This is a genomic window from Mucilaginibacter sp. AK015, from assembly GCF_014200785.1.
In the GTDB taxonomy this organism is placed as follows: Bacteria; Bacteroidota; Bacteroidia; order Sphingobacteriales; family Sphingobacteriaceae; genus Mucilaginibacter.
Genome location: NZ_JACHCV010000001.1, coordinates 1502372 through 1524524, shown reverse-complemented (window position 1 = coordinate 1524524; position 22153 = coordinate 1502372). Strand labels below are relative to the sequence as shown.

General features: G+C 43.5%; 20 protein-coding genes and 1 other RNA gene. 11 read left to right on the top strand and 10 right to left on the bottom strand.

Features of this window, described 5'->3' with window-relative positions; all coding sequences use genetic code 11:
- Positions 1–15: 15 nt before the first annotated feature.
- Both HDC91_RS06720 and HDC91_RS06715 read right to left on the bottom strand, forming a co-directional pair.
- A complete protein-coding gene (locus tag HDC91_RS06720; RefSeq protein ID WP_162431611.1) occupies positions 16–531 on the bottom strand; it encodes a UpxY family transcription antiterminator in 516 nt (171 codons plus the stop codon).
- 18 nt (positions 532–549) lie between these two features.
- Entirely contained in the window at positions 550–2970 is a 2421-nt protein-coding gene (locus tag HDC91_RS06715) for a tyrosine-protein kinase family protein (protein WP_183549647.1), read from the bottom strand.
- A gap of 520 nt (positions 2971–3490) precedes the next feature.
- On the opposite strand from HDC91_RS06715, the gene HDC91_RS06710 reads away from it, so the two are divergent.
- From HDC91_RS06710 to HDC91_RS06690, 5 genes are all read left to right on the top strand, one after another.
- Entirely contained in the window at positions 3491–4081 is a 591-nt protein-coding gene (locus HDC91_RS06710) for a class I SAM-dependent methyltransferase (RefSeq protein WP_255476667.1), read from the top strand.
- Positions 4078–4581 (top strand): hypothetical protein, encoded by a 504-nt coding sequence (locus HDC91_RS06705; RefSeq protein ID WP_370576792.1) that lies wholly within the window; start codon positions 4078–4080, stop codon positions 4579–4581. Before HDC91_RS06710 ends, HDC91_RS06705 begins: the two co-directional genes overlap by 4 nt.
- A 19-nt stretch (positions 4582–4600) precedes the next feature.
- The gene (locus HDC91_RS06700; RefSeq protein WP_183549641.1) at positions 4601–4960 is read left to right on the top strand and encodes a diacylglycerol kinase; all 360 of its coding nucleotides are present in this window, start codon (positions 4601–4603) and stop codon (positions 4958–4960) included.
- Positions 4961–5304: 344 nt separating this feature from the next.
- Positions 5305–6633, top strand: a complete 1329-nt coding sequence (locus HDC91_RS06695; protein WP_183549638.1) for an ATP/GTP-binding protein — start codon at positions 5305–5307, stop codon at positions 6631–6633.
- The gene (locus tag HDC91_RS06690; protein WP_183549635.1) at positions 6620–7228 is read left to right on the top strand and encodes an RloB family protein; all 609 of its coding nucleotides are present in this window, start codon (positions 6620–6622) and stop codon (positions 7226–7228) included. Before HDC91_RS06695 ends, HDC91_RS06690 begins: the two co-directional genes overlap by 14 nt.
- 206 nt (positions 7229–7434) lie before the next feature.
- On the opposite strand, the gene HDC91_RS06685 is transcribed toward HDC91_RS06690, so the two are convergent.
- From HDC91_RS06685 to HDC91_RS06670, 4 genes are all read right to left on the bottom strand, one after another.
- Positions 7435–8100 (bottom strand): hypothetical protein, encoded by a 666-nt coding sequence (locus HDC91_RS06685; protein WP_183549632.1) that lies wholly within the window; start codon positions 8098–8100, stop codon positions 7435–7437.
- A 259-nt stretch (positions 8101–8359) separates the two neighbouring features.
- Positions 8360–8729: a transfer-messenger RNA gene (gene ssrA / locus HDC91_RS06680) on the bottom strand.
- A gap of 151 nt (positions 8730–8880) precedes the next feature.
- Positions 8881–10086: a pyridoxal phosphate-dependent aminotransferase gene (locus HDC91_RS06675; protein ID WP_183549629.1), complete on the bottom strand. Its 1206-nt coding sequence runs from the start codon at positions 10084–10086 to the stop codon at positions 8881–8883.
- Positions 10087–10218: 132 nt separating this feature from the next.
- Positions 10219–10620 carry a DUF1573 domain-containing protein gene (locus tag HDC91_RS06670; protein ID WP_162431619.1) on the bottom strand — a complete coding sequence of 134 codons (402 nt, stop codon included), beginning with the start codon at positions 10618–10620 and terminating at the stop codon, positions 10219–10221.
- 137 nt (positions 10621–10757) lie between these two features.
- Here HDC91_RS06670 and HDC91_RS06665 point away from each other — a divergent pair, with 137 nt between their 5' ends.
- Together HDC91_RS06665 and HDC91_RS06660 are read left to right on the top strand one after the other, a co-directional pair.
- Positions 10758–13190 (top strand): thiamine pyrophosphate-dependent enzyme, encoded by a 2433-nt coding sequence (locus HDC91_RS06665; RefSeq protein WP_183549626.1) that lies wholly within the window; start codon positions 10758–10760, stop codon positions 13188–13190.
- Between the two features lie 90 nt (positions 13191–13280).
- On the top strand, positions 13281–13655 hold the full coding sequence (locus tag HDC91_RS06660) for a putative quinol monooxygenase (RefSeq protein WP_183549623.1): 375 nt from the start codon (positions 13281–13283) through the stop codon (positions 13653–13655).
- Here HDC91_RS06660 and HDC91_RS06655 read toward each other — a convergent pair.
- A complete protein-coding gene (locus tag HDC91_RS06655) occupies positions 13652–14872 on the bottom strand; it encodes a dicarboxylate/amino acid:cation symporter (protein ID WP_183549620.1) in 1221 nt (406 codons plus the stop codon). The two genes, HDC91_RS06660 and HDC91_RS06655, sit on opposite strands and share 4 nt — an antisense overlap.
- A 125-nt stretch (positions 14873–14997) precedes the next feature.
- On the opposite strand from HDC91_RS06655, the gene HDC91_RS06650 reads away from it, so the two are divergent.
- From HDC91_RS06650 to HDC91_RS06640, 3 genes are all read left to right on the top strand, one after another.
- On the top strand, positions 14998–15576 hold the full coding sequence (locus tag HDC91_RS06650) for a nitroreductase (RefSeq protein WP_162431623.1): 579 nt from the start codon (positions 14998–15000) through the stop codon (positions 15574–15576).
- Between the two features lie 142 nt (positions 15577–15718).
- Entirely contained in the window at positions 15719–17008 is a 1290-nt protein-coding gene (locus tag HDC91_RS06645) for a retropepsin-like aspartic protease (RefSeq protein ID WP_183549617.1), read from the top strand.
- Between the two features lie 182 nt (positions 17009–17190).
- Positions 17191–17976: a murein L,D-transpeptidase catalytic domain family protein gene (locus HDC91_RS06640; RefSeq protein WP_183549614.1), complete on the top strand. Its 786-nt coding sequence runs from the start codon at positions 17191–17193 to the stop codon at positions 17974–17976.
- A gap of 85 nt (positions 17977–18061) precedes the next feature.
- Here HDC91_RS06640 and HDC91_RS06635 read toward each other — a convergent pair whose 3' ends face one another.
- Positions 18062–19621 (bottom strand): L,D-transpeptidase family protein, encoded by a 1560-nt coding sequence (locus HDC91_RS06635; protein ID WP_183549611.1) that lies wholly within the window; start codon positions 19619–19621, stop codon positions 18062–18064.
- Positions 19622–19741: 120 nt separating this feature from the next.
- Here HDC91_RS06635 and HDC91_RS06630 point away from each other — a divergent pair, with 120 nt between their 5' ends.
- On the top strand, positions 19742–20257 hold the full coding sequence (locus HDC91_RS06630; protein WP_183549607.1) for a DinB family protein: 516 nt from the start codon (positions 19742–19744) through the stop codon (positions 20255–20257).
- A 41-nt stretch (positions 20258–20298) separates the two neighbouring features.
- Here HDC91_RS06630 and HDC91_RS06625 read toward each other — a convergent pair whose 3' ends face one another.
- A complete protein-coding gene (locus HDC91_RS06625) occupies positions 20299–20928 on the bottom strand; it encodes an HAD family hydrolase (protein WP_183549604.1) in 630 nt (209 codons plus the stop codon).
- Between the two features lie 132 nt (positions 20929–21060).
- On the bottom strand, positions 21061–22152 hold the full coding sequence (gene aroC / locus HDC91_RS06620) for a chorismate synthase (protein WP_183549601.1): 1092 nt from the start codon (positions 22150–22152) through the stop codon (positions 21061–21063).
- Position 22153 lies beyond the last annotated feature (1 nt).

Here is a 22153-nt window from a genome sequence, read left to right as displayed (position 1 = left end):
CTTATTCGTATAAAGCTAAAGCCTGTTAATTAATGATGCTGCAACGTTTACGATTATTGAGCACCCCAGGTTCTCTAACCGTAATAATAACTGTTTTTGAGAGCGATACGCTATCATTTCGCCGGTAATGCCCTTTAAAGGGCCCGCCTTTATTTTAATCTTTTCTCCGGGAAGCAAATTTTCTTCGGTTATTTCAAGTTCAAGGGCGCTGGCCATCAGTAATCTAAGCTCGTCTATCTGCCTGTCGGGCATGGAGGTTACCCTGCCCGAAAAATATATGAAACGGGCTATCCCCTTGGTCATCAATACCTCGGCCTGGGCGCTATCGGCTATCCGCACAAATAAATATGATTTTATCAGTGGTTCTTCTACCCATTTTTTTCTGTCGCTCCACTGCTTTAAACGACGGTGCAGGGGCAGGTAGGCTTCAACACCTTTACTTACTAAAGCGCTGTAGGCTTTTTTTTCGGCGCGTGGGTGGGTATAAACAGGGTACCATTTAAGGCTGCTATTAGTTAACGGTAAAGCCATATCGTAAACAACACTTAATTATTTAAACCAACGGCTAAAATTCCACCACTTCTTTTTATCATTTTCGACATAATAGCCGGAGCTTTCATATCCGCTATAATCAGAGTAATAATAGTACTTACCATAGTTATCGCCAGTGAACCTGGTTGTGTAATATCTTGAATGTAAAAGGTCCTCAGCAAATGCGTTCAGCACTATTACGGTATTATCTAAATGGTATTCCTGCGCGATGCGTTGCGGAATTGTGGCCGCGTAATATTTAGATTTGCCTGACCGTATAACAAAAATGTTGATATCGCTGACACGTATAAGCGGGATAGCATCCGACACCAAACCTATAGGGGCGGTGTCTATCATGATCACATCGTATTTGTTTTTCAGATCGGTTATCAGTTCGCTCATCCGCTGGCTATGCAAAAGCTCCGACGGATTTGGCGGCACAGGTCCTGATATGATAATATCCAGGTTTTTTTGGCCGGTTTGCAGTATGATATCGCTTAACTGCGACTGGCGGGAAAGATAGGTGCTTAACCCGGTATCGTTTGGTACATTAAATGTTTTATGAAGCTTGGAGCGCCGCAGGTCAGCGCCAACAAGTACCACTTTTTTATCGATGAGGGACAGCGTGCTCGACAGGTTTACCGCTACGAATGATTTTCCTTCGCCGGCTACCTCAGAAGTTATGCATATTACCTTGCTCTCTTTTTCTGATGCCAGAAAATTCAGGTTGGTTCGTACTGACCTGACGGATTCGGCAAACATGGTTTTAGGTTTGCTTAATGCCAGTATCTGCGCATTGTCTTCGTCTATCTTCTCCGGAAATTTCCTGATCACACCCAAAATAGGAACCGATGTAAGGCTCTCTACGGTTTCTTTATCATAGATATAAGGGTTTAACAGCCTGATGAGTATTATTAAACCCAGCCCGGTAATTATACCCAAAATTATAGCCGAGCGGTGGATGCCGCGTTCGTCAGGCGACACGGGCGAAAAGTTTGTTTGGGCTTGTTCTATAATGGTTGCGCCCGGTAAAATACCCGCGCGGCTTATTTGTGCCGAAAGTTTCCGCTCAGATAAAAAAGATAAAACTTTTTCGTTAACCTCATAAGGGCGGTTCAGGGCTATCAGGTCGCGTTCGGCAACCGGGAATACCGATATCTGCTTATTTACCGTTGCCAGCTGCGAATTTAAATAGTCTAAATTTGTTTTTACGCTTTTATAGGTAGCATTGATGCTGTTTAACGCGTTGTTTTTTATTTGCAGGATAGACCGGTTGATATCCTGTATGGGCTGCGAGTTGTAGTTATACGTTTTTAATAACTCGTAGCGCTGGTTAAGCAAGTTGTCCAGTTTATCTATTAAACCGTTTAATGCCGGGTCTACGCCGTTGCCTGCGTTAAAATTCAGGTTAACGTTATTCTTTTCTTTGTCAATTTGTTCCTTTAGCTGGTCAATAGCTATCAGTTGTAATTTTAACACCGCTTGTTGCGATTCTATCTCCTTGGCTTTACCTAAGGCGGCCTCGGCTGATGAGCTGACTTCCATCAGCTTGTTTTTTTGCTTAAACTCTAAAATAGACTTTTCGGAACCCTTCACTTTATCAGACAGGTATTGAAGCTGGTCGTCAATAAAGTTTATCATTTGTGTAGCCGATTGTGTTTTGCGGTCGCGGTCGTATATCAAATACTCCTTCATTATCGCGTTCAGCACATCAGCGGCAAATTGCGGGTTGGCATCTGTTTGCTGTAACAGCAACACGTTAGAATATTTGGCAAGTTCGCTGGTACGCAACCCGCCCCGTACCCGGCCAATAAAATCTTCGGGGATGTTAAATTTAAACAGGTACACCGTGTTTTTACCAATGCCTGCAGCAGGTGGCCGTATGATAAAAGTAGTGGGCCCGACAGTTATAGGGCTGTTATACGAATAGTTTTTCGAGATCTCCTTTTCGCCTGCCTGGTACGATAAGTTAAAGCTGGTTTTATCGATAGCCCTGAAATTGACGAGCCCCCGGTAAAAGTTTAGGCTATCAAACTGCAGGGTTTGTATCTCAAGCGGCTTTTGCGGATAAATTTCGCTTGTACGAACACGGCCCTGTATATAAAAGCTTATAGGGTAGTTAAGGTCTTTAATAGCCGCTAAAATAACCGTAGGGCTTTGTATAACAGATGTTTCGCTTTGTATTTTTGACGGCCCCCTGTCTGAGCTGCCTATCACGTTCACCAGATCGGATATTTCTGATTTCTTTTCCTCGAGCTTCATGGTGCCCGATGTGGCATACGTTTTTGGCGTGTACCACAAATAAACATACGAACCAAGAATAAACAGAATAAGGGAACCTGCTATCCAGTACCAACGGCTTAGCAGTATCTTGCCTATCTTAAAATAGTCAATTTCCTGGTTTGGCAGTTTTTTTATGATCTTATTGCTTTCTTCCATTAATAATATCGCGGCTTACTAATATACATTTATTGTGCCTTATTGCAATACAGGCCTGCCGCGTTAGCTATTGGTTTAAATTAGGCGCCAAATCATCAACCCGTAAATTTCCTGTTGCTTCGGCAATTCAAAATTACATATTTAGGCTTAAACAAAGGTGCAGCCAAATGGCCCTTAGCGTCAATAAGTTATGGTGCAACCCGCGCCGCCAAAACGATAATGTTGGTTTTCTGCACCACACCGAACATCCCGCTCAAAAATTGCCGGCCATTTACTAACGCCAAACTGATATGCCCGGGCTGGCTGCTTTTTTATTTATAGGCGATGCAATATTTCCCTGAAAAGGGGTGATAGTTGTACAGCGTTTGGGGTGATGCGATAACCAAATGACAAAGCATGGAATTTTATAAATATACCAAAGTACTTTGAAATTAAAAGTAAATTGATAGTTTTGCATCTTACAAAACCTTGATGGTTCTATACCAACCTGGTTACTGAACGGCATATCAAATTACGATTGATGGATACACGATCTGCTTTTTTTTACAATAAGTTTTCGGTTTTATACCCCTTGGTTGATATGGTACTAAAACCGCAAAAGCGGGTTTTATTTAACCTTATCAATACGTTGCCCGAAGGCGATCTGCTTGAGATAGGGGTGGGCAACGGTTCGCATTTTGAGCTTTACACAAAACACCGGGTAACAGGTGTCGACACATCAGCGGCGATGCTGAAGGCGGCCTTAAAAAATAGTCGCCCCAATATTAAGGTAATGGAAATGGACGGCGAAGTGCTGCTTTTTGCCGACAGAACCTTCGATTATGCGGTGCTTTCGCATGTGATAGCTGTTACAGCTAATGCCGACCGGTTGCTGGAAGAAGTATGGAGGGTGTTAAAGCCGGGCGGACAAGTGTTTATTCTTAATCATTTTACGCCGGATAACTGGCTGCGGCATGCAGATCATTTGTTTAAAAAGTTATCCCATAAGCTTCATTTTAAATCGGTTTTTTTTATTGATGAGGTAATCGCCATCAAAAAATTTAAGCTTTTAAAAGAAATTGGTTTTGGCCCGGGGCCTTATTTTAAACTATTAGTATACCAGAAAAAGTGAGAAAAAAATATCTTTTTATTTGCCTGGCGCTGCTGATCAGCTTGTTTATTTATTTGTTTTACAGAGCAGACAAAACAGCCGTAAACGAGATAGTTATCCGGCTTATCTCGTTTGAAACATACATCAATTTAAAAGCATATATAACCGCGGCGTTGCCGCTGAATGATACGGTGGTTTATTCGTTACCCGAGGGGCTGTGGGTATTTTGCATTACGCTTACTTCCAAACCTTATTATATAACGTTAATTAACCGCCGTGTAAACCTGGTGTTTATGCCGCTTTTAATTTGTATTGTGCTGGAGGTTTTTCAGCTTTTTCATATCACCAACGGCAGGTTCGACTTCATGGATATCGGGGTTTCCGTTATTTTTTGGATATTAGGGAATTACGTATTGAAAGACGGTGATGAAAAACAGGATATCATGACCCGGCCCAACTTAAAAATGGTAATTTGTTTGGCCAGTTACGGCATTGTTTATCTGGCGCATGTTTTTAAATAAAAGAGAACACCTATAGCACATGAACAGGATAAGGCGACATATAAAAAGCTACAGTTACTCGGTAAACGGGATATGGCTGGCATTCAGGTACGAACATAACATGCTTTTTCACCTTATTGGTGCCATAGCTGTTATAATAACAAATACTTTGCTGAACATTACTAAAACCGACTGGCTGATTACCCTGATACTCATCGGCGTAGTGTGGATGGCAGAGCTTTTTAACACCGCTATTGAAAAGCTGGCCGACCGTGTTACCAAAGAACACGACCCCTTAATTGGCCAGGTAAAAGACATCGCATCGGGCGCGGTACTAATAGTTTGCTGCTTTGCTGCGGTGTGCGCGGCGATTATTTATCTGCCTTATTTGGTGGGGTGATGCCCTAATTTTTGAGCCCTAGCTAACCACTAAACCCGTCAAACATAGCATTTGAAGGGTTTAGTGTTTTTAAACGTTTTCGGGGGGTGATGAATTATATACTTAACGGTTAACTTTATTGTCATGAAAAATCTTATCCTATAATGTTCTTGATAGTTTCTTTAAAGTCGACTTCACAGACAAAAAAATTAAGATGGTACTAGGCCTCATGTATTGCGCCTAAATAAAATAGTAACAGTTTGTCTCCTAATTGTAAGCAAATAGAAATCTCTAATAAAAATAACGCATTTTTAGGGGCTTTTATGTTATATTTGTAAAACACTTTCAAAAAATAAAACGAAATCATGATTGTTAGCTTTTCGATACAAAACTTTAGGAGTATCAAAGACAAAGTTACATTATCTTTTGAACCCGATAAATCGGATAATCTTGCCGAATACTATCTTATAGATAGTGGCGCAGGTGAAAAGCTTTTAAAACTTGGATTGATCTACGGTGCTAACGGATCCGGCAAAACTACCGTTTTAAAGGCATTGGATTTTTTGCGTTCATTGGTACTCCTTCCGGTGACTCAGAAGCAGGAAAAATTGAATTTTAAGCCTTTTTTGTTTGATGTCGAAACAGTCCTTCAAGAATCAGTATTTGAACTGACTTTTATTTATAATGGTGTTAAATATTATTACGAGATTGGCTTCACTACAGATGCGGTGCTCCATGAGAAAATGAATTTCTATTCACCTAATAAATCGTTAGTTTTTGAACGAACTACAGATACAGACAAGCAATTAGCATTTATAAAATTTGGTGATAAGATAAACATAAAGAAAGCGCAAGAGGATGCGCTAACAGCAAATACTTTATGGAACGCCACGGTATTTTCTGGGTTCTTAAAATCGAACGTCGACTCAAAAGAATTAAGAGATGCAACTGACTGGTTCGGTAAGGTTCTTAGAAATTTAATCGAACCAAGTACCAATTTGACGTCATCAATCAGTAAGCAATTGGAATCGAAGTCAATTAGCAGCAAACGTATTATTCAATTTCTTGATAAGGCGGATTTCAGAATATCCAATATTCACGTTGAAAAAGAAACGGTACCCACAACGGAAGAATTTCGCGAATTGATGCAGTTAATCGTAAAACAAGTAAAAGCTAGCGCGCCCACTATAAAAATGGATGATTTTACGACCAGGGATGAAATTCATATCGCTTTTGAACATGAGGTTTACCATGATGGCAAGAAAATGTTTTTTAGTCTTCCTTATAAAGATGAGTCCGAGGGAACACAACGTTATTTTCAATTTAGTGGTCTACTAGACCAGATGCTTTCACATCCCTGTGTGAGGCCCATTGATGAACTAGAAGCCTCATTGCATCCGGACCTTTTAAAACACTTTTTGTTGTTATTTTTAGTTAATGTCAAGAACTCACAATTGATTGCCACTACACATTACAGGGAACTATTGTTAGAAAAAGATATTTTGCGTGAAGATATCATTTGGTTCACTGAAAAAAAACCGGATGGCAGCATGGAACTGTTCTCATTAAACGAATTCGACTCCAGCGTTGTTCGCGACACCACATCTATCTTTAATGCTTATAGATCAGGTAAACTAGGTGCAGTGCCAAATCTGAATAATTATTATTTAGAATCAGAAGATGGCCAGGAATAGCGGACACAGAAGAGGAACTGGCCGTACGACCTTTTCTATTGTGGTTGATGGCGAAACCGAACTTTGGTATTTTCAAATGTTACGCAAAAATGAATCTCTGCCGACTATTTCTGTGCAACCAGAACTGCCCCGTAAAAAAAAGCTTGCGGAGCAATTTGACCTTGTTTACGCTAATGCCAACTCTTACGATCACTCTATATGGATAGTAGACCTTGATGTGGTGCTAATGGAAAACGCAACCGATGAACTACATGGATATATGGATAAGGTCCGGGGGAATGAGAAAATCCATATACTCATTAATACTCCTTGTCTTGAGTTTTGGTTCCTTCAGCATTTTAGTCGCACCGGGCGCTTTTACGCACAATGCCAACACGTGGGAAATGCGCTTAAAAGACACGCAGTAATCAATGCTTATGAAAAGTCGGAACGTTATTTCGTGAGAACTAACCCAGACATTTATAGGCGCCTGCGCCCCTATTTACAAACTGGAATTGCGAATAGCGAAGCGCTCGGTCAATATGATCGCCAAAATCCGCAAATTGCTAAATCTGAACTTTACCAAGTTTTTCAATTACTCGGTGTGACGGTGTAAAATCAAGCAATTACGATTTTTGATGATCTTACGTTCTTAGAAGATACGTTTGAAACCGCTTGGTCGCATCCTTTGTTTGACGATAAGTCGTTGGTTTTGGGACAAAACAGGCTGCTCTTTGGAGCAGGATAATGAGTATTTTAATGATTTCTCATCGGGTGGAGTCGGATGGATTTGAACCCTTCATCCAACATGGTTCATATCCTTTACCTGTTATCGTTAATAATACTTTCTATCTGGTTCAGTTGGGCCGGGGTTAAGTGTTTTAAGTTTTCCTGGCTTAATATGGTGTTGTTTATTTGCAGGTAGTTATTTTGCTCGTTTATCACAGTGCCGCTGCGTTGCTTATTTGCCGCGCCTACCATTTCCAGGTAAAGCCTGGCGGCTTTCATATCGCCGTTCAGGGCGCTGTTAAAAACACTGGTTAACACGTTGGGGGCCATAAATTTAAACTGCTGCATCTCCGCGGTAAAATCGGGCTGGCGCTGGTACTCTTTTAAATGTTTGGCAACGGTTTGCCGGCTCAGTCCGGTTTTCTCGGCTATCGCTTTTTTACCGGGCATGGTACCATACTGGCGCATCAGCGTAATTACAGCGTTGTTAATGATGGTATGGTTATAGTCCCAGATGTCGCTCTTTGTTTCGGGCGTGATAACGGGGCTTATCTTCTCTAAAAAATTATCGCGTTCGGCATCCTTCAGTTTTGCTAAAATATCTGTGCAGGCTTGTGAAAGGTATTGGCGCTCCGGCGCGCTTAAACATTCAAAATCATGGTTAGTGATGGTGTCTTGCTTTAACAGGTCGTCAATTTTTTGTGCGGCACCGGTAAAGTTTGCCGCAACGGGCGTTTTGGATTTAGGGGTAGTTTCCATAAGGGGTATGGGAGGGATTTAGGAGTACTTACAAATATACTAATATTTTTAGTAATATGCAAGGGCTGATCATGGTTAACACGGTTTTTATTTAAATGTCTTATAATCAATTAATTAAGTAAAAATATATCTTAATTATGTTAACCATGTTAACCATGATCTGGGTTGCGGGGAGCAGTTGGAGCCCCCATTACCGGAACCCGACCGTAGAAGGGTAAAACAAAAAACCCTGTCCGCTATTGGCGGGCAGGGTTTAATTTAGTGGAGCCGGAGGGATTCGAACCCTCGTCCAAACATGGTATAAGTAAAGCTTTCTACATGTTTAGCTGTTATTTAATTGTCGGGGTTATGGAAGGTTAACCGCTTACCTGTACCGTAACCCTTAGGTGCTTTGTTTCGCTTGCTTACCACACCTTAAGCAGGCTATTCTCATTTTTCGATGCCCCGTTTGCCGATCCAATGAGAAGGAAAACCGGCGGGACAAAAGCTATGCTAATTCTAAATTAGGCAGCTAAGGCGTAGTTATTTTCGCCATTTGTAAGTTTGAGCGTTCAGATTTAAGCGCTAATTCACACAACGCGCTACATGCTTACTTCATTATCTCCATCCTGTCAATTCCGGTCGACCCCATTTGTTTGTCCCGATAGCTATCGGGATGGCTGTTAGCTGTTGCCAGTTTGCAGATGAATCAAGTACAAATATACTTAAAATATGTTTACGATGGACGATCTACAGTTGTCAAAATGTCAAATCTTATTGCCAACTGCCCGCTGCCAACTGCTAATTGCCCATTGTTCTTCCCGGATAAGCTTTTAAACCTTCTTCCAAACAAACCATGGCTTTATTAAGATCGGCGTTATTAAGTACATAAGCCATCCTTACCTCGTTGGTACCGGCACCTTTGGTGCTGTAAAAACCCGTTGCCGGGGCCATCATTACGGTTGCATTTTGGTAACTGAAGCTTTCCAGCATCCACTGGCAAAACTTATCAGCATTATCGATAGGGAATTTTGCTACCACGTAAAACGCACCGCCCGGGTTAGGGCAGTAAACACCTTCAATTTTATTAAGGGCGCTTACCAATGTATCGCGGCGTTGGGTGTATTCCTTATTTACAGCGGCAAAGTATTCATCCGGAGTATCAACAGCGGCCTCGCCCGCAATTTGTTCAACCATACCCGCCGACAGCCTTGCCTGGGCAAATTTTAATCCGGCTGCCAGCACCGCTTTGTTTTTGGTGATCAGGCACCCTAAACGTGCGCCGCAGGCGCTGTAACGCTTGCTCACGGTATCCATCACAATTACATTGTCGTCTAAACCGCTCAGGTGCATAGGCGATATAAACCGGCGTCCATCATAACAAAACTCGCGGTATGCCTCGTCGCTAAATAGGTAAAGGTCATATTTTAAGGCAAGTTCTTTTAAAGCGTCAAGTTCCTGCTGCGAGTATAAATAGCCGGTAGGGTTATTGGGATTGCAGATGATGATCGCTTTTGTTTTATCGGTTATCAGTTTTTCAAACTCGCTGATAGCGGGCAGTGCAAACCCATTATCAATATACGATAGTATGGGTTTTACCACTATATCGCTCTGGTTGGCAAAGCCATTGTAATTGGCGTAAAACGGCTCGGGAATAATCACTTCGTCGCCGGGATCAAGGCAGGCCATCATCCCAATAGTAATGGCCTCAGAGCCGCCTGTGGTAACAATTATATTTTCGGGCGTTATGTTATAGCCCAGCTTGTTATAATATTCAGTAAGCTTTTTACGATAGCTTAAGGTACCCTCAGATGGGGTATAAGCCCATACTTTAAAGTCGATGTTTTTGATAGCGTTAAGCATACCTTCCGGGGTTTCAATATCCGGCTGACCGATGTTAAGGTGGTATACTTTTTTACCCTCAAGTTTAGCTTTATCGGCGAATGGCGTTAGTTTACGTATTGGGGATGCGGGCATGCGCTGCCCTTTTTGCGAAATTTTTGGCATACGCAAAATTAGTAAAAAGATAGAATACCCTATTTGTAAAATCTATGCATACATAACAAAACTTAAGGGCATAAAAAAAGGCATCAATTGTAGATGCCTTATATTTTATCCTCATCTTTTTTTGAGAGGCCCTTACCTGCTGCTTACCGCCGGCTTGGCAACAACCTCGCCTACAATACTTAAGTATTTGGTAGGCGTTTTAGCGTTTGATGTTACTACAATAGTTTTGTTGAAGCCCGAAAGCGCTGCCGCATTATAGGTAATAGTAATAGTGCCTTTAGCGCCCGACATAACAGGCGTTTTTGTATAGTCGGCAATAGTACAGCCACAGGTTGGTTTAACTTCGGTTAAGATCAATGGCGCTTTGCCAACGTTGGTAAATTCAAATACGGTTGTAACGGGCGTGCCCTGTGGTATTTTACCAAAATCGTGCTTTTCCTCGTTAAATTTAAACTCGGGTTGCGATGCGGTTTGGGCAGAGGCGTTAAAGGCAAAGCCTAAAACAACTGCGCATATTAATAATAGTTTTTTCATGATTATCTGTTTGATAATTACAAATATAAAAGGTTTAACCTTAATACAAAACTATTGTAAAAACTATATGTTTTACATAAACCAATATAAATAACAGAATAGAATTTCCTAATTTTACCGCCTAAACAAAATTTTATATGCCCGAAACTGGAATACACACAGGCAATAGTACTAACGCTGCCGAACTCAGTTTTGACGATTTTAGAAAAATTGTTATTGATGATTACCGCATTGGTTTTGAGAGCCGCCAGGCCAGTATTATTGGCCGGCGCGAGGTTTTAACCGGCAAGGCTAAGTTTGGTATTTTTGGCGACGGTAAAGAAGTTGCCCAATTGGCTATGGCCAAGGTTTTCCGCAAGGGCGACTGGCGCGCAGGCTATTACCGCGACCAGACATTTATGTTCGCCACCGGCATGAGCAATCTTAAGGAGTTTTTTGCCCAGTTATACGCCAATCCTGATATCGAAAAGGACCCTGCATCGGCAGGCCGCCAGATGAACTGTCATTATGCAACCCGCTATGTAAACGCTGATGGCAGCTGGACCAACCAGGCCGAAACCATGAATTGCGCCGCCGACATTTCAACCACCGGTGGCCACATGCCACGCTTATTAGGTTTAGCATACGCTTCAAAATTATACCGCCAGAATAAAGAGTTGGAATACCTTAAACAGTTTTCTGTAAATGGTAACGAGGTGGCATTTGGCACTATAGGTAACGGCTCTACATCCGAAGGCTTGTTTTTTGAAGCTTTTAACGCGGCAGGCGTATTGCAGGTGCCAATGGCTATTTCTGTTTGGGATGATGCCTACGCTATATCTGTGCCGGCAAGGTTGCAAACTACAAAAGAAGATATATCTGAGATATTAAAAGGTTTCCAGCGGGATAACAACACCAACGGGTACGAGATATTTAAAGTGCGCGGATGGGATTATGTTGCCCTTTGCGAAACTTACGAACGCGCTGTTAAAGTGTGCCGGGAAGAGCACGTGCCTGTTTTAATACATGTTGTGGAGATGACTCAGCCGCAGGGGCATTCTACATCCGGCAGCCACGAACGTTATAAATCAAAGGACAGGCTTAACTGGGAGGAAGAGCACGACTGTCTTTTGCAAATGCGTAAATGGATGATCCAATCGGCTATTATTAGTGCCGAAGAAATTGATGAACTGGAAGCAGAAGCCAAAAAGCATGTACGTAACTGCCAGCGCGAAGCTTGGGGCGAGCTGGAAAGCGAGATAAAGGCAGAAATGGCCGAGGCCGTTGAACTGATAGACCGTATTGCCCAACAATCCCCTCAGCGCGACGAATTACTCAATTTAATGTCATCGCTGCAAACCTGTATCGATCCCGGGCGCCGGGACACCATTGCCTGCGTGCGTAAAGTGCTGCGGTTAACGGTTAAAGAAAACAGCGATGCAAGACAAAACCTGGTAAACTGGCTTAATGCCGAAAACGTGAAGAATGTCGAGCGTTTCAATTCAAAGTTGTTTACAGATACGCCAAGATCGCCTTTATACGTGCCTGTTGTTGCGCCGCAGTATGCTGACGATGCAAAAGCCATTGACGGCCGCGAGGTATTAAATGCTTGTTTCGACGCAAATTTTGAACGGGATAAAGCTATTGTTGCCTTTGGCGAAGATGTTGGTTCTATAGGCGACGTTAACCAGGGTTTTGCCGGGCTGCAAACTAAATATACCGATTTGCGCATTACAGATACCGGTATCCGCGAAGCAACAATTATAGGGCAGGGCATGGGCCTGGCCATGCGTGGTTTCAGGCCTATCGCCGAGATACAATATCTTGATTACCTGCTTTATTCTATCACCGTATTGAGCGACGATCTGGCAAGCTTAAGCTACCGCACCCGCGGCGGGCAGCGCGCACCGCTGATAGTGCGCACACGCGGCCATCGTTTAGAGGGTATCTGGCACTCCGGCTCGCCGCTTGGGTTAATTTTAAACGCTATGCGCGGCATGCACATCTGCGTACCCCGCGATATGACGCAGGCCGCAGGGATGTATAATACCTTGCTGCGTGGCGACGAGCCTGCCTTGGTTATCGAGTGCCTTAACGGTTATCGTTTAAAAGAAAAGCTGCCTGCCAACGTAGGCGAGTTTACCGTTCCCCTGGGTAAGGCCGAGGTGATTAAACAAGGCACTGATGTTACGGTTATCACTTATGGTTCCACCCTGCGTATTGTGATGGAAGCGGCCGAGGAACTGGAGAAAATGGGTATCAATATCGAAGTGATAGATCCTCAAACCTTATATCCTTTTGATACCGATAATGCTTGCGGCAAATCTCTCCAAAAAACCAATAAGCTGTTGGTGATTGATGAGGATCTGCCGGGCGGTGGGTCGGCATACATCCTGCAAAAGGTTATTGAGGCGCAAAACGGGTATTACCTGTTGGATGCACAACCAAAAACCCTATGCGGCGCCGAGCACAGGCCACCGTACGGTTCAGACGGCGACTACTTCAGCAAACCATCCCACGATGATGTTATTGAAGCCGTTTACAAAATCATGAACGAAGCTAATCCGGGTAAATATCCCGCGATATTTTAAACGATTAGCAGCAAATAACACAAAGGCCCGATAATTTAAAGGGTCTTTGTATTATAATATATAAGGCCTCGTTTTCTTTATCTTCGTAGAATGAAAAAGCTATTTCTGAGTATCTGGATCATAACTTTGTCAGCGTGCGCCTGTGCGCAAAATAAGAACCAAATGGTAAGGCTTGCAAAAATTATAGTTGACCCGGCACAGTTAGTGCAGTACAATGCTGCCCTCAAACTGCAAATGGAAACTGCTGTAAAGCTTGAGCCTGGGGTGCTAACCTACTACGCTGTAGCTGATAAAAGCGATGCTTCGCATATAACCATCCTGGAAATTTACGCCGATGAGGCAGCATACAAAAAACATATCGAAACGCCGCACTTTAAAAAGTATAAAGCCACAGTTCAAAACATGGTTAAGTCGCTGCAATTGGTGGATGTTGATCTTATTGGTAAGGCAGTGAAAGGTAATTAGGCAGGCTGTACCTGCTTTTTTTCCGCAAACCTGTTAATAACCATCGCGGCAGCGGTATCGCCGGTGGCGTTTAAAAGCGTTGCCACAGGGTCTATTAATGTGCCGATGATAATGGCAGGTGGCAGGGCCTCGGGTGGGAAACCGTAAGCAGATATAAACAGCAACTCGCCGATGTAGCCGCCATTGGGGATCCCGCCTTCAACAATACTTACTAAAACCGTCATGCCAAGCGCAAGTATAATTACTTCGGCGCTGTCAAACCCCCGGCCAAACATGGCAAAAACCGCCGACATTTTAAGGATGGAAGATATGCTTGAACCATCCTTATGTAACGTGCCCAACAGCGGTATAGTTATGCCTGCAACTGCATCGGTTATACCCATTTTTTTGGCGGCATATAAATTGGAAGGTATGGTGGCAATGCTGCTGCAGGTCCCTACCGCCGTAGCCGATGGGATGATGTTGTTTTCCCAGTACCGCTTAATGCCTTTTACACCACCTGCTATAAAAGCATACAGGCTGTAAAACACCGCGTAATAAAACAAGCTTACGCCATAACCTATGCCCAGCACATGGGCATAGGTGCCAAACAACGACGGGCCGAAAACAGCCACCTGGTAAGCAAAATAAGCGCCCAACCCGAGCGGGCTGGCTTTCATGATAATGCCGAAAACGTGTTGAAACACCTCGTTCCCTGCATTTAAAACCTGAACAAAGGCCTTACCTTTTTCGCCGGCGCTACGCGCGCCAAAACCAACCAGTATGGCAAAAATTATCATGGCCAGCATGTTCTTGCGCGACAGGAGGTTGAAAAATTCGCTGGTGGTAAATAATTGGGTTACCTGGTCGCCAGATAGGTTTTTGCTGGTTTCTACGGGCGCGGCACCGGCCGCCGCAAATGAAGTTTGCCCTATGGGGAACAGCCAAAGTGCAACAATAGTAAGCAGGGCTGCCATAATAAGCGTACCTAAGAACACCGCCGACATTACACCCATTATTCGCCCTATTTTTTGCGAACCTTCTAAATTGGCAATGGCCGACGAAATGGCGAAAAATACAAGTGGTATTACGGCAACAAACAGCAGGTTCAGAAATATATCGCCTATAGGTTTCAACACTTCGGCCCTGGTGCCCAGTACACTGCCTGCAACGCTGCCTGCAATAATACCGGCTATAAGCCAAATCATCCCGCTATAATTTTTTATCCAGTTACCCATTGTTCCTGTTGTTTTGATAAGTTAATCGCTTCGAAAGGTAAATAATATCCCTCTTAAAATGTTTACTCATGTAACTTATTTCTCTATTTTTGCTGACGCCTGCTTCAGGTTTATATGTAAAAATTATGGATACTACTTTTTCTGCAATAGCAAATAACATTAAAGCCCGCCGTACTATTAAACCGTCAACCATGAACGGTAATAAGATCCCTAACGGGCATATCGCTTCTATACTGGAACTGGCCGACTGGGCACCTACGCACGGCAACACCGAGCCATGGCGCTTTATTGTTTTTGAAGAACCTGCGGTTTACTGCGCCCAACACGCCGAATTGTATAAAGCAGCTAATCCGGGCGAAAGCTTTAACCCAACCGCTTATGCAAATTTTCAAAATCAGGCCAACAATGCGTCGCACGTTATTATTGCCTATCAAAAACGTGGCGATCTGCCCAAGATCCCGCAATTCGAGGAGATAATTGCTACATCATGCGCGGTACAAAACTTGTTATTGGGTGCTACAGCCTTAAACATCGGTGCTTTCTGGAGTACCGGCGGAATGGTATTGAAACCTGCTTACGCCGAGCACTTTGGGTTAGGTGCAGAAGACAGCGTTTTGGGCGTATTGTTTCTAGGTTATACCGATAACCATCCCGAAGGCAAGCGCAAAACCCCGATCGAAGAAAAGATCACCTGGAACAAATAAGGTATTTAAATATTTGCTTTATAAAAAGGTTGCTACTATATAGCAGCCTTTTTTGTTTAGCTTGTTTTGGCTTTGCTATACAAATTCCGAAAAGCTGTTACAAAACGGGTGCTACTTAGTCTAATGGATAATACTATAACTTATGGTGCACTATTTTATAAGGGTTTGGTTCCTAACGGCATTAATTTGCAGTACTCAAATTTTACAAGCTCAGCAACTTTCTCCGGATACGTTGCTACAGCATAAACAATTTTTCCTCCTGAAGGATGTTATCGATAAACCAGGCAATGCCTTACCTGATTTAGAGCGAACGTACTTTACCGCTTTTACCGACAACTTTTTTAACAAACCGGTACAATCAAATAGGGACATTGCGCTTTTACAAACAAAATATGCCCGCAAACTTTCTGTAAAAAAGCAAATAGAGCTGTTGAAATTGCAGCAGGACAATGATGTTAAACTTTTTGATTATGCCGCTGCCTACAAACATACCCGGCAGTTATTAGATCTTTACGGTACACAATTAACAAAATACGATAAAGAAGATGCCGAAAATTCCATGATTATATGGAAGAACCTGGTGGCTGTGCAAAAGCAGCAAGTGCTCATCCGGCACGATACCCGTGTTGCCACTACCCGTGATATAGCAGGACTGATGACCCTGCCCGTTACCTTTGGCAGCTACAAGGACGCTTACCTATTTGATACCGGGGCAAACATTTCGGTAATCACCGAAAGCAATGCCGAAAAAGCCGCTATACAAATTGTAGGAGATACCTTTCAGGTAGATGCCATTACGGGGATAAAAATTAAAGCGCGCACCGGCATATGCCCCGAATTTAAAATAGGCGACCTGACGGTACGTAACGCGGTGTTCCTGGTATTCCCCGACAGCGCCTTAAGCTTTGCCGGTGGCAAATATACTATTCAGGGCATTATAGGCTTCCCGGTTATCGCCGGGATGAAAGAGGTGCGTATTAACAAAGCGGGCTATATGGATATCCCGGCCAACAGCACCGCCATGCCTGTACACAACTTTGGCCTGGATGGCCTTACACCCGTAGTGAACGTTGAATATAATGGTACCATGCTGCCGTTTACTTTTGATACCGGCGCTCAGGTTACCCATCTGAACAAAAGCTTCTACCACCTATATCAGCAGGATATACAGAGCCGGGGCATAGCCGCCGATTTTAAGGTGGGTGGTGCCGGGGGCGCAAATGCTTTAAAAGGATACAAAATGCCGGCAATATCGCTCAGGTTATATGATAAAGCTATAGATCTTGTCAATATCAATGTTAAAACGGTGGCTGCATTGCCAAAAGACAATTATTATTTTGGCAACCTTGGTCAGGACGCGTTTCGTAAATTTGATGAATTACTGATCAACTTTGAGCATATGTATGTAATGCTTATAAATACTAACAAGTAAATTTTTAAGATTTGACATTCGACTTTTAACTTTGTCGATAGTAACTTTCATTTAAAGATATCATTAGACTGGTGTGACAATATCTTTACGATTTTGACGTATATTTGTAATAACAATTTCAACTAATAATAAATCATTAGGGAAATTATACCAATTAATTTAACAGATTAAAACCCAATTTTATGAGAAAACACTTGTGGTGGATCATTGGCGCTTTATTGTTATTTTCTATTACGGTTATCAGTTGGACACCGTCAAGCGCGATCAAGACAAATAAATTTAGTGAGGCTAAAACATTAGGTGCTAAAGAACTTTTTGCACAATACGTTGCTGATATATACAACACAGCCAACTTGCAGCAAACAGGCATGAATATGGCTGTGCTGCAAAAAGCAGTTACAGGTTATCTTAACCTTAAGCTTGCTAACAAGCTGCATGATAACAGCAATATCATTACTGTAATTGACTTTACAAGATCAAGCCGCGAAAAGCGTATGTGGATCATTGATATCCTGAATAAATCGTTGATATTAAACACATGGGTTGCACATGGTCAGGGCAGCGGCGATGACATGGCCAGCCGTTTTTCTAACAGTAACGAGTCGCATCAAAGCAGCCTGGGCTTTTACCTGGCAAGCGAAGTTTATTTTGGTAAGCACGGCCGTTCGTTAAAGCTTGATGGCCTTGATGCAGGTATAAACAGCGCGGCGCGTACACGCGGTATTGTTGTACATGCTGCCGATTACGTATCGCAGGGCACTATTAACCAGTTAGGGCGTTTAGGCCGCAGCTTTGGTTGTCCTGCCGTATCAACAGCGGTATCTGATAAGGTTATTAACACCATTAAAGGGGGCAGCGTTTTATATATCAACGGTAACGATACTAAATATACATCTAAGCTATTAGACGAAACCGCGGCGGCCAATTTTTTTGCGCCGGATAATAGCTCAGCTATAGCTAAACTATAAACAAAACTAAATACAACGAAGCCCGCCCGCAGAAATGCGCGCGGGCTTCGTGTTTTATATCCGGGCAACCCGCCAAGTACCGTTATTATAGCGCGGCTATCTGCTCTGGTTTAGCTAAAAACTTTTGAAGATGCCCGTACAACACGATATCCAGTCCGTACACATCCGGGCGGTACTGCAATGTGCCTGTTTCATCAACCCAGCAGGTAACATAAGTTATATACACCGGCATTTTCTTCGGTAGCGCGATAGTGGTAGGGTCCGGCTTGTCTTCGCTCATGTCTTTAACAATTTTCTGATAAGTAGGGCCATCTCCAAACACTGCTTTTGCCAACGCTTGCGGGTCGCCAAGCCTAACACAGCCATGGCTCAACGCACGCACGTTTTGGCTGAAGGCAGTTTTCGCGGGTGTATCGTGCAGGTAAACGCTGCTATTATTTTTAAACAGGAACTTAATTTTGCCCAAGGAGTTGTCATCACCCGGGCGTTGTTTAAATTCATATTTATCTTTGGGGGCGTTTGCCCAGTCAATAGTTTCCGGGTTTTCTATCTTTTTGCCGCCTTCAAACACATCTATACCTTTATTATCAAGGTAGTAAGGGTCTTTTGCGGCTTCTACCATTATCTCTTTGCTGGCTATGCTTTGGGGGATGTTCCATACCGGGTTAACCTGCACGCTGTGTATCATGCTATTCAACTGCGGTGTTTCGCGACTGAACGGACGGTCTATTTTATCACTTTCATCATACTCAACCAAGCTGTTGGTGTTATCCACGTTGCGGCCCTCGCCAACAACAACCTTCATATTTAGGATAGAATGACCGTTTTCCATCACGTCTAAACGGTAATCCGGAATATTTACAATAACGTATTTGGATTGTGTGGGTTTGTTCTTCCACCTTAGGCGTTCCATATTTACTACCAGGTATCGGTTGGTTTCTTCCTGCGTCATTCCCTTTGCCGCACCACCGGCTATCAGCGCTTTTTGCATCATTAAATACTGCGGATCCTTAGGCTGTATGCTATCCAGGTACGCTTTAAGGTTATTTGCATGAAGCGTTTTAAGCATCGATGCACTGTCCGGGCGTTTGGTTTCAGTAAAGTACCGGGCATATATCTTACGCGGGCTAACCATACCATATTCCAAAGCATTTGAGTAATTGATAAGTGAATTTGCTGTCAGTATCTCTAACTCGGCGATATCATGGTACGCTTCATCCAAATTTTTGATAGCCTTTTTATCTTTGAATTTTGCTACCAGCTCTTTTATCTGGTTAGCCTTAAACATACTGGGGTCAAGGCCGTGCTGGCCTGCTTTTTCAAAATAGGTTGCAGTAATATCTACGTCGCCGTTAAATATGTGGTCCATTACAAAAACCGGGTCGTAGCCGTTTTCCTCGTAAAAGGCTGTTATCAGGTTAGGGTTGGCAACTTTAGACCTTTCGTCAGCAAGCATTTTTTTAAAAACCTGGGCAAGTCCCTCCGGTGTGGCATCTTTAAAAACTTTGTTATGGGTTTTTTTATAAAGCTCCTTACCGAGGTCCGACCGGCTTTTTTTACAGCTTTGCAGGGTCAAAGTTGATAGAACAAACAGTGCGAGTACCAGCGGCGCCGCCGATTTTTTGATAGTATTTATAAGGATCATCTTAAATTTATTTACAGTTATATGCACTGTTACGCAATTGCCATACCATAAAGCTGTGTAAACATTTATTTGCCGTAATAGGCCATGATGTTAAGCCGCGTGTTTGTTTATATTTGATGTATGGCAAATGATGATCTCCCCGAAGTTTGGCTGCGCGGGCCATTGCCCGGAATACCCGCTTTACTACAGCCTGTTGCACATGCGCTGCTACAGGCGCGAGATGAATTACGCCTGATAATGAGCAATTTCCCAGAGGAATTATTATGGGAAAAAGTTGCAGGCATGGCGTCGCCGGGTTTTCATTTGCAGCATTTAGCCGGCGTGCTTGACAGGCTATTTACTTACGCACGGGCCGACAATTTAACCCGGCAACAACTCGATTACTTATCCGCGGAAGGCCAACCGACCACTTTTACATACACTATTGCACAATTAGTTGAAAATTTTAACTATCAAGTTAATCAGGCTATCGATCAATTGAGCGGTGCAGATGAAGCCAGTCTGTGTGATTTTAGGGGAGTAGGGCGCGCTCAATTGCCTTCAACAGTAATAGGGCTTTATACGCATAGCGCCGAGCACACCATGCGGCATTTAGGGCAATTGCTTGTAACGGTTGCCGTGTTGAAAGCGCTTTAAAAATATCATTAGCTGGGCTATAGTACTAATGAATTGGCGTTTTATTTCAACACTATCTCCGCAACATCCGCATAGTCTTTGGCGCGGTGGGTCACACCTTCGTTTGTGTGCTTGTCCTCCGGGTCGAACAGGAAGGTATCAATCCCCAGTTCAATCGCGGCTTTTATTTCTGAATTGGGGTCGTCGCCAATAACCAGTATCTCCTGCTCGGCGTAGCCATACTCTTCCATTATTTTTCGGAAAACATCTTTTTTAGTTTGGTTGGATAACTCCGGATCTACCACGTAAATATTTTTAAAATCAGCGGCAATATTTAGCCGGTGTACCTTGCTCATTTGCAATTTGGTAAAACCGGTAGTCACCAAAAACTTATCAATTGGTATTGTCCTCAGATCATTATAGTGCTCAAACGGATACATCGGCTCTTCGAATGTACAATTGCGCAATATTTCCATCCCTTGCTCTTTCAATGCAGCGCTGAAGCCAAATTCATCTGCTACGTGTTGATAGGGACGGCGCGTAAGCTCGTCTTTAGCTTTGTCGGCAGCGGCTTTATTGTCCCTGCCCAGATCTTCATCTATCAGTTTAAATAGTTTGTCGAAAAGCTGATGAGCTATCGAACGTACAGGATATATGGTGTTATCAAGGTCTAAAAATAAAGCGCGTTTCATTCTGTGAGTATTATGGTTGTCGCGGGCAGGCCGATGTCGTCGATTTTAACAGCTTAAAAAGTTTTTTGTTATATTATATAAAGCAAATAACTGTGCTTTTTTGGGTTGCAAATCAAATCAGTATCAGCATATCTACAGCTTCGAGTTCCTGTTTCGCAGCCAGTGGTCGGCCAGCACCAAAGCAGCCATAGCCTCTACAATAGGTACAGCACGCGGCACCACACAAGGGTCGTGGCGGCCTTTGCCCGATATTTCGGCGGCATTACCCTGCCCGTCGATGGTTTGCTGGCTTTGCATGATGGTTGCAACCGGTTTAAAGGCAACCTTAAATTCGATAGGCATACCATTGCTTATACCGCCCTGTATGCCACCCGAAAAGTTAGTACGGGTACCTATGCTGCCATCGGTGTTTTTTATAAAAATATCGTTATGCTCTGACCCGCGCATTTCGCTGCCGCTAAAACCTGAGCCAAACTCGAAACCGTGTACCGCATTGATACTGAGCATAGCTTTGCCCAAATCGGCGTGCAGTTTGTCAAATACCGGGTCGCCGAGGCCAACAGGGGCGCCGATGATGTGGCAGCTAACCTTGCCGCCAACCGTATCGCCCTGCTTGCGGATACCATCGATATATTCTATCATTTCGGCAGCGGTGGCAGGGTCGGCACAACGCACGATGTTTGCCTCCCTGACTTCTAAAAATTCGGCTGCGGTATCTATAAAAATATTCGGTGCGTTAATGGTACCTACGCTGCTTACGTGTGCCAGTACCTCTATCCCCTGTGTCTTTAATAAAAGTTTGGCTAAGGCCCCCGCAGCCACCCGTGCCGCTGTTTCGCGTGCCGATGACCGGCCGCCGCCACGATGATCACGGATGCCATATTTAGTGGCATAGGTATAATCGGCATGGCTGGGGCGGAACACATCCATATTATGGCCGTAATCTTTTGAGCGCTGATCCTCATTCGGGATGATCATGGCGATAGGGGTACCAGTGGTTTTACCTTCAAACATACCGGATAGTATCTTTACAGTATCGCTCTCTTTACGTTGTGTTGTAATTTTGGATTGGCCCGGTTTACGTTTATCCAGTTCGGCCTGTATATAATCCAAATCAACATCAAGCCCGGCAGGGCAACCATCGATTATTACGCCGATGGCTTCACCATGCGATTCGCCGAAAGTTGTTATCCTGAATACTTGACCAAATGAATTGCCTGCCATG

What these genes read in the sequence shown, in the direction of transcription:
- HDC91_RS06720 (WP_162431611.1), bottom strand. Translation starts at nt 531, where the DNA reads ATGGCTTTACCGTTAACTAATAGCAGCCTTAAATGGTACCCTGTTTAT.
- HDC91_RS06715 (WP_183549647.1), bottom strand. Translation starts at nt 2,970, where the DNA reads ATGGAAGAAAGCAATAAGATCATAAAAAAACTGCCAAACCAGGAAATT.
- HDC91_RS06710 (WP_255476667.1), top strand. Translation starts at nt 3,491, where the DNA reads ATGGATACACGATCTGCTTTTTTTTACAATAAGTTTTCGGTTTTATAC.
- HDC91_RS06700 (WP_183549641.1), top strand. Translation starts at nt 4,601, where the DNA reads ATGAACAGGATAAGGCGACATATAAAAAGCTACAGTTACTCGGTAAAC.
- HDC91_RS06695 (WP_183549638.1), top strand. Translation starts at nt 5,305, where the DNA reads ATGATTGTTAGCTTTTCGATACAAAACTTTAGGAGTATCAAAGACAAA.
- HDC91_RS06690 (WP_183549635.1), top strand. Translation starts at nt 6,620, where the DNA reads ATGGCCAGGAATAGCGGACACAGAAGAGGAACTGGCCGTACGACCTTT.
- HDC91_RS06685 (WP_183549632.1), bottom strand. Translation starts at nt 8,100, where the DNA reads ATGGAAACTACCCCTAAATCCAAAACGCCCGTTGCGGCAAACTTTACC.
- HDC91_RS06675 (WP_183549629.1), bottom strand. Translation starts at nt 10,086, where the DNA reads ATGCCAAAAATTTCGCAAAAAGGGCAGCGCATGCCCGCATCCCCAATA.
- HDC91_RS06670 (WP_162431619.1), bottom strand. Translation starts at nt 10,620, where the DNA reads ATGAAAAAACTATTATTAATATGCGCAGTTGTTTTAGGCTTTGCCTTT.
- HDC91_RS06665 (WP_183549626.1), top strand. Translation starts at nt 10,758, where the DNA reads ATGCCCGAAACTGGAATACACACAGGCAATAGTACTAACGCTGCCGAA.
- HDC91_RS06660 (WP_183549623.1), top strand. Translation starts at nt 13,281, where the DNA reads ATGAAAAAGCTATTTCTGAGTATCTGGATCATAACTTTGTCAGCGTGC.
- HDC91_RS06655 (WP_183549620.1), bottom strand. Translation starts at nt 14,872, where the DNA reads ATGGGTAACTGGATAAAAAATTATAGCGGGATGATTTGGCTTATAGCC.
- HDC91_RS06650 (WP_162431623.1), top strand. Translation starts at nt 14,998, where the DNA reads ATGGATACTACTTTTTCTGCAATAGCAAATAACATTAAAGCCCGCCGT.
- HDC91_RS06645 (WP_183549617.1), top strand. Translation starts at nt 15,719, where the DNA reads ATGGTGCACTATTTTATAAGGGTTTGGTTCCTAACGGCATTAATTTGC.
- HDC91_RS06640 (WP_183549614.1), top strand. Translation starts at nt 17,191, where the DNA reads ATGAGAAAACACTTGTGGTGGATCATTGGCGCTTTATTGTTATTTTCT.
- HDC91_RS06635 (WP_183549611.1), bottom strand. Translation starts at nt 19,621, where the DNA reads ATGATCCTTATAAATACTATCAAAAAATCGGCGGCGCCGCTGGTACTC.
- HDC91_RS06630 (WP_183549607.1), top strand. Translation starts at nt 19,742, where the DNA reads ATGGCAAATGATGATCTCCCCGAAGTTTGGCTGCGCGGGCCATTGCCC.
- HDC91_RS06625 (WP_183549604.1), bottom strand. Translation starts at nt 20,928, where the DNA reads ATGAAACGCGCTTTATTTTTAGACCTTGATAACACCATATATCCTGTA.
- aroC (WP_183549601.1), bottom strand. Translation starts at nt 22,152, where the DNA reads ATGGCAGGCAATTCATTTGGTCAAGTATTCAGGATAACAACTTTCGGC.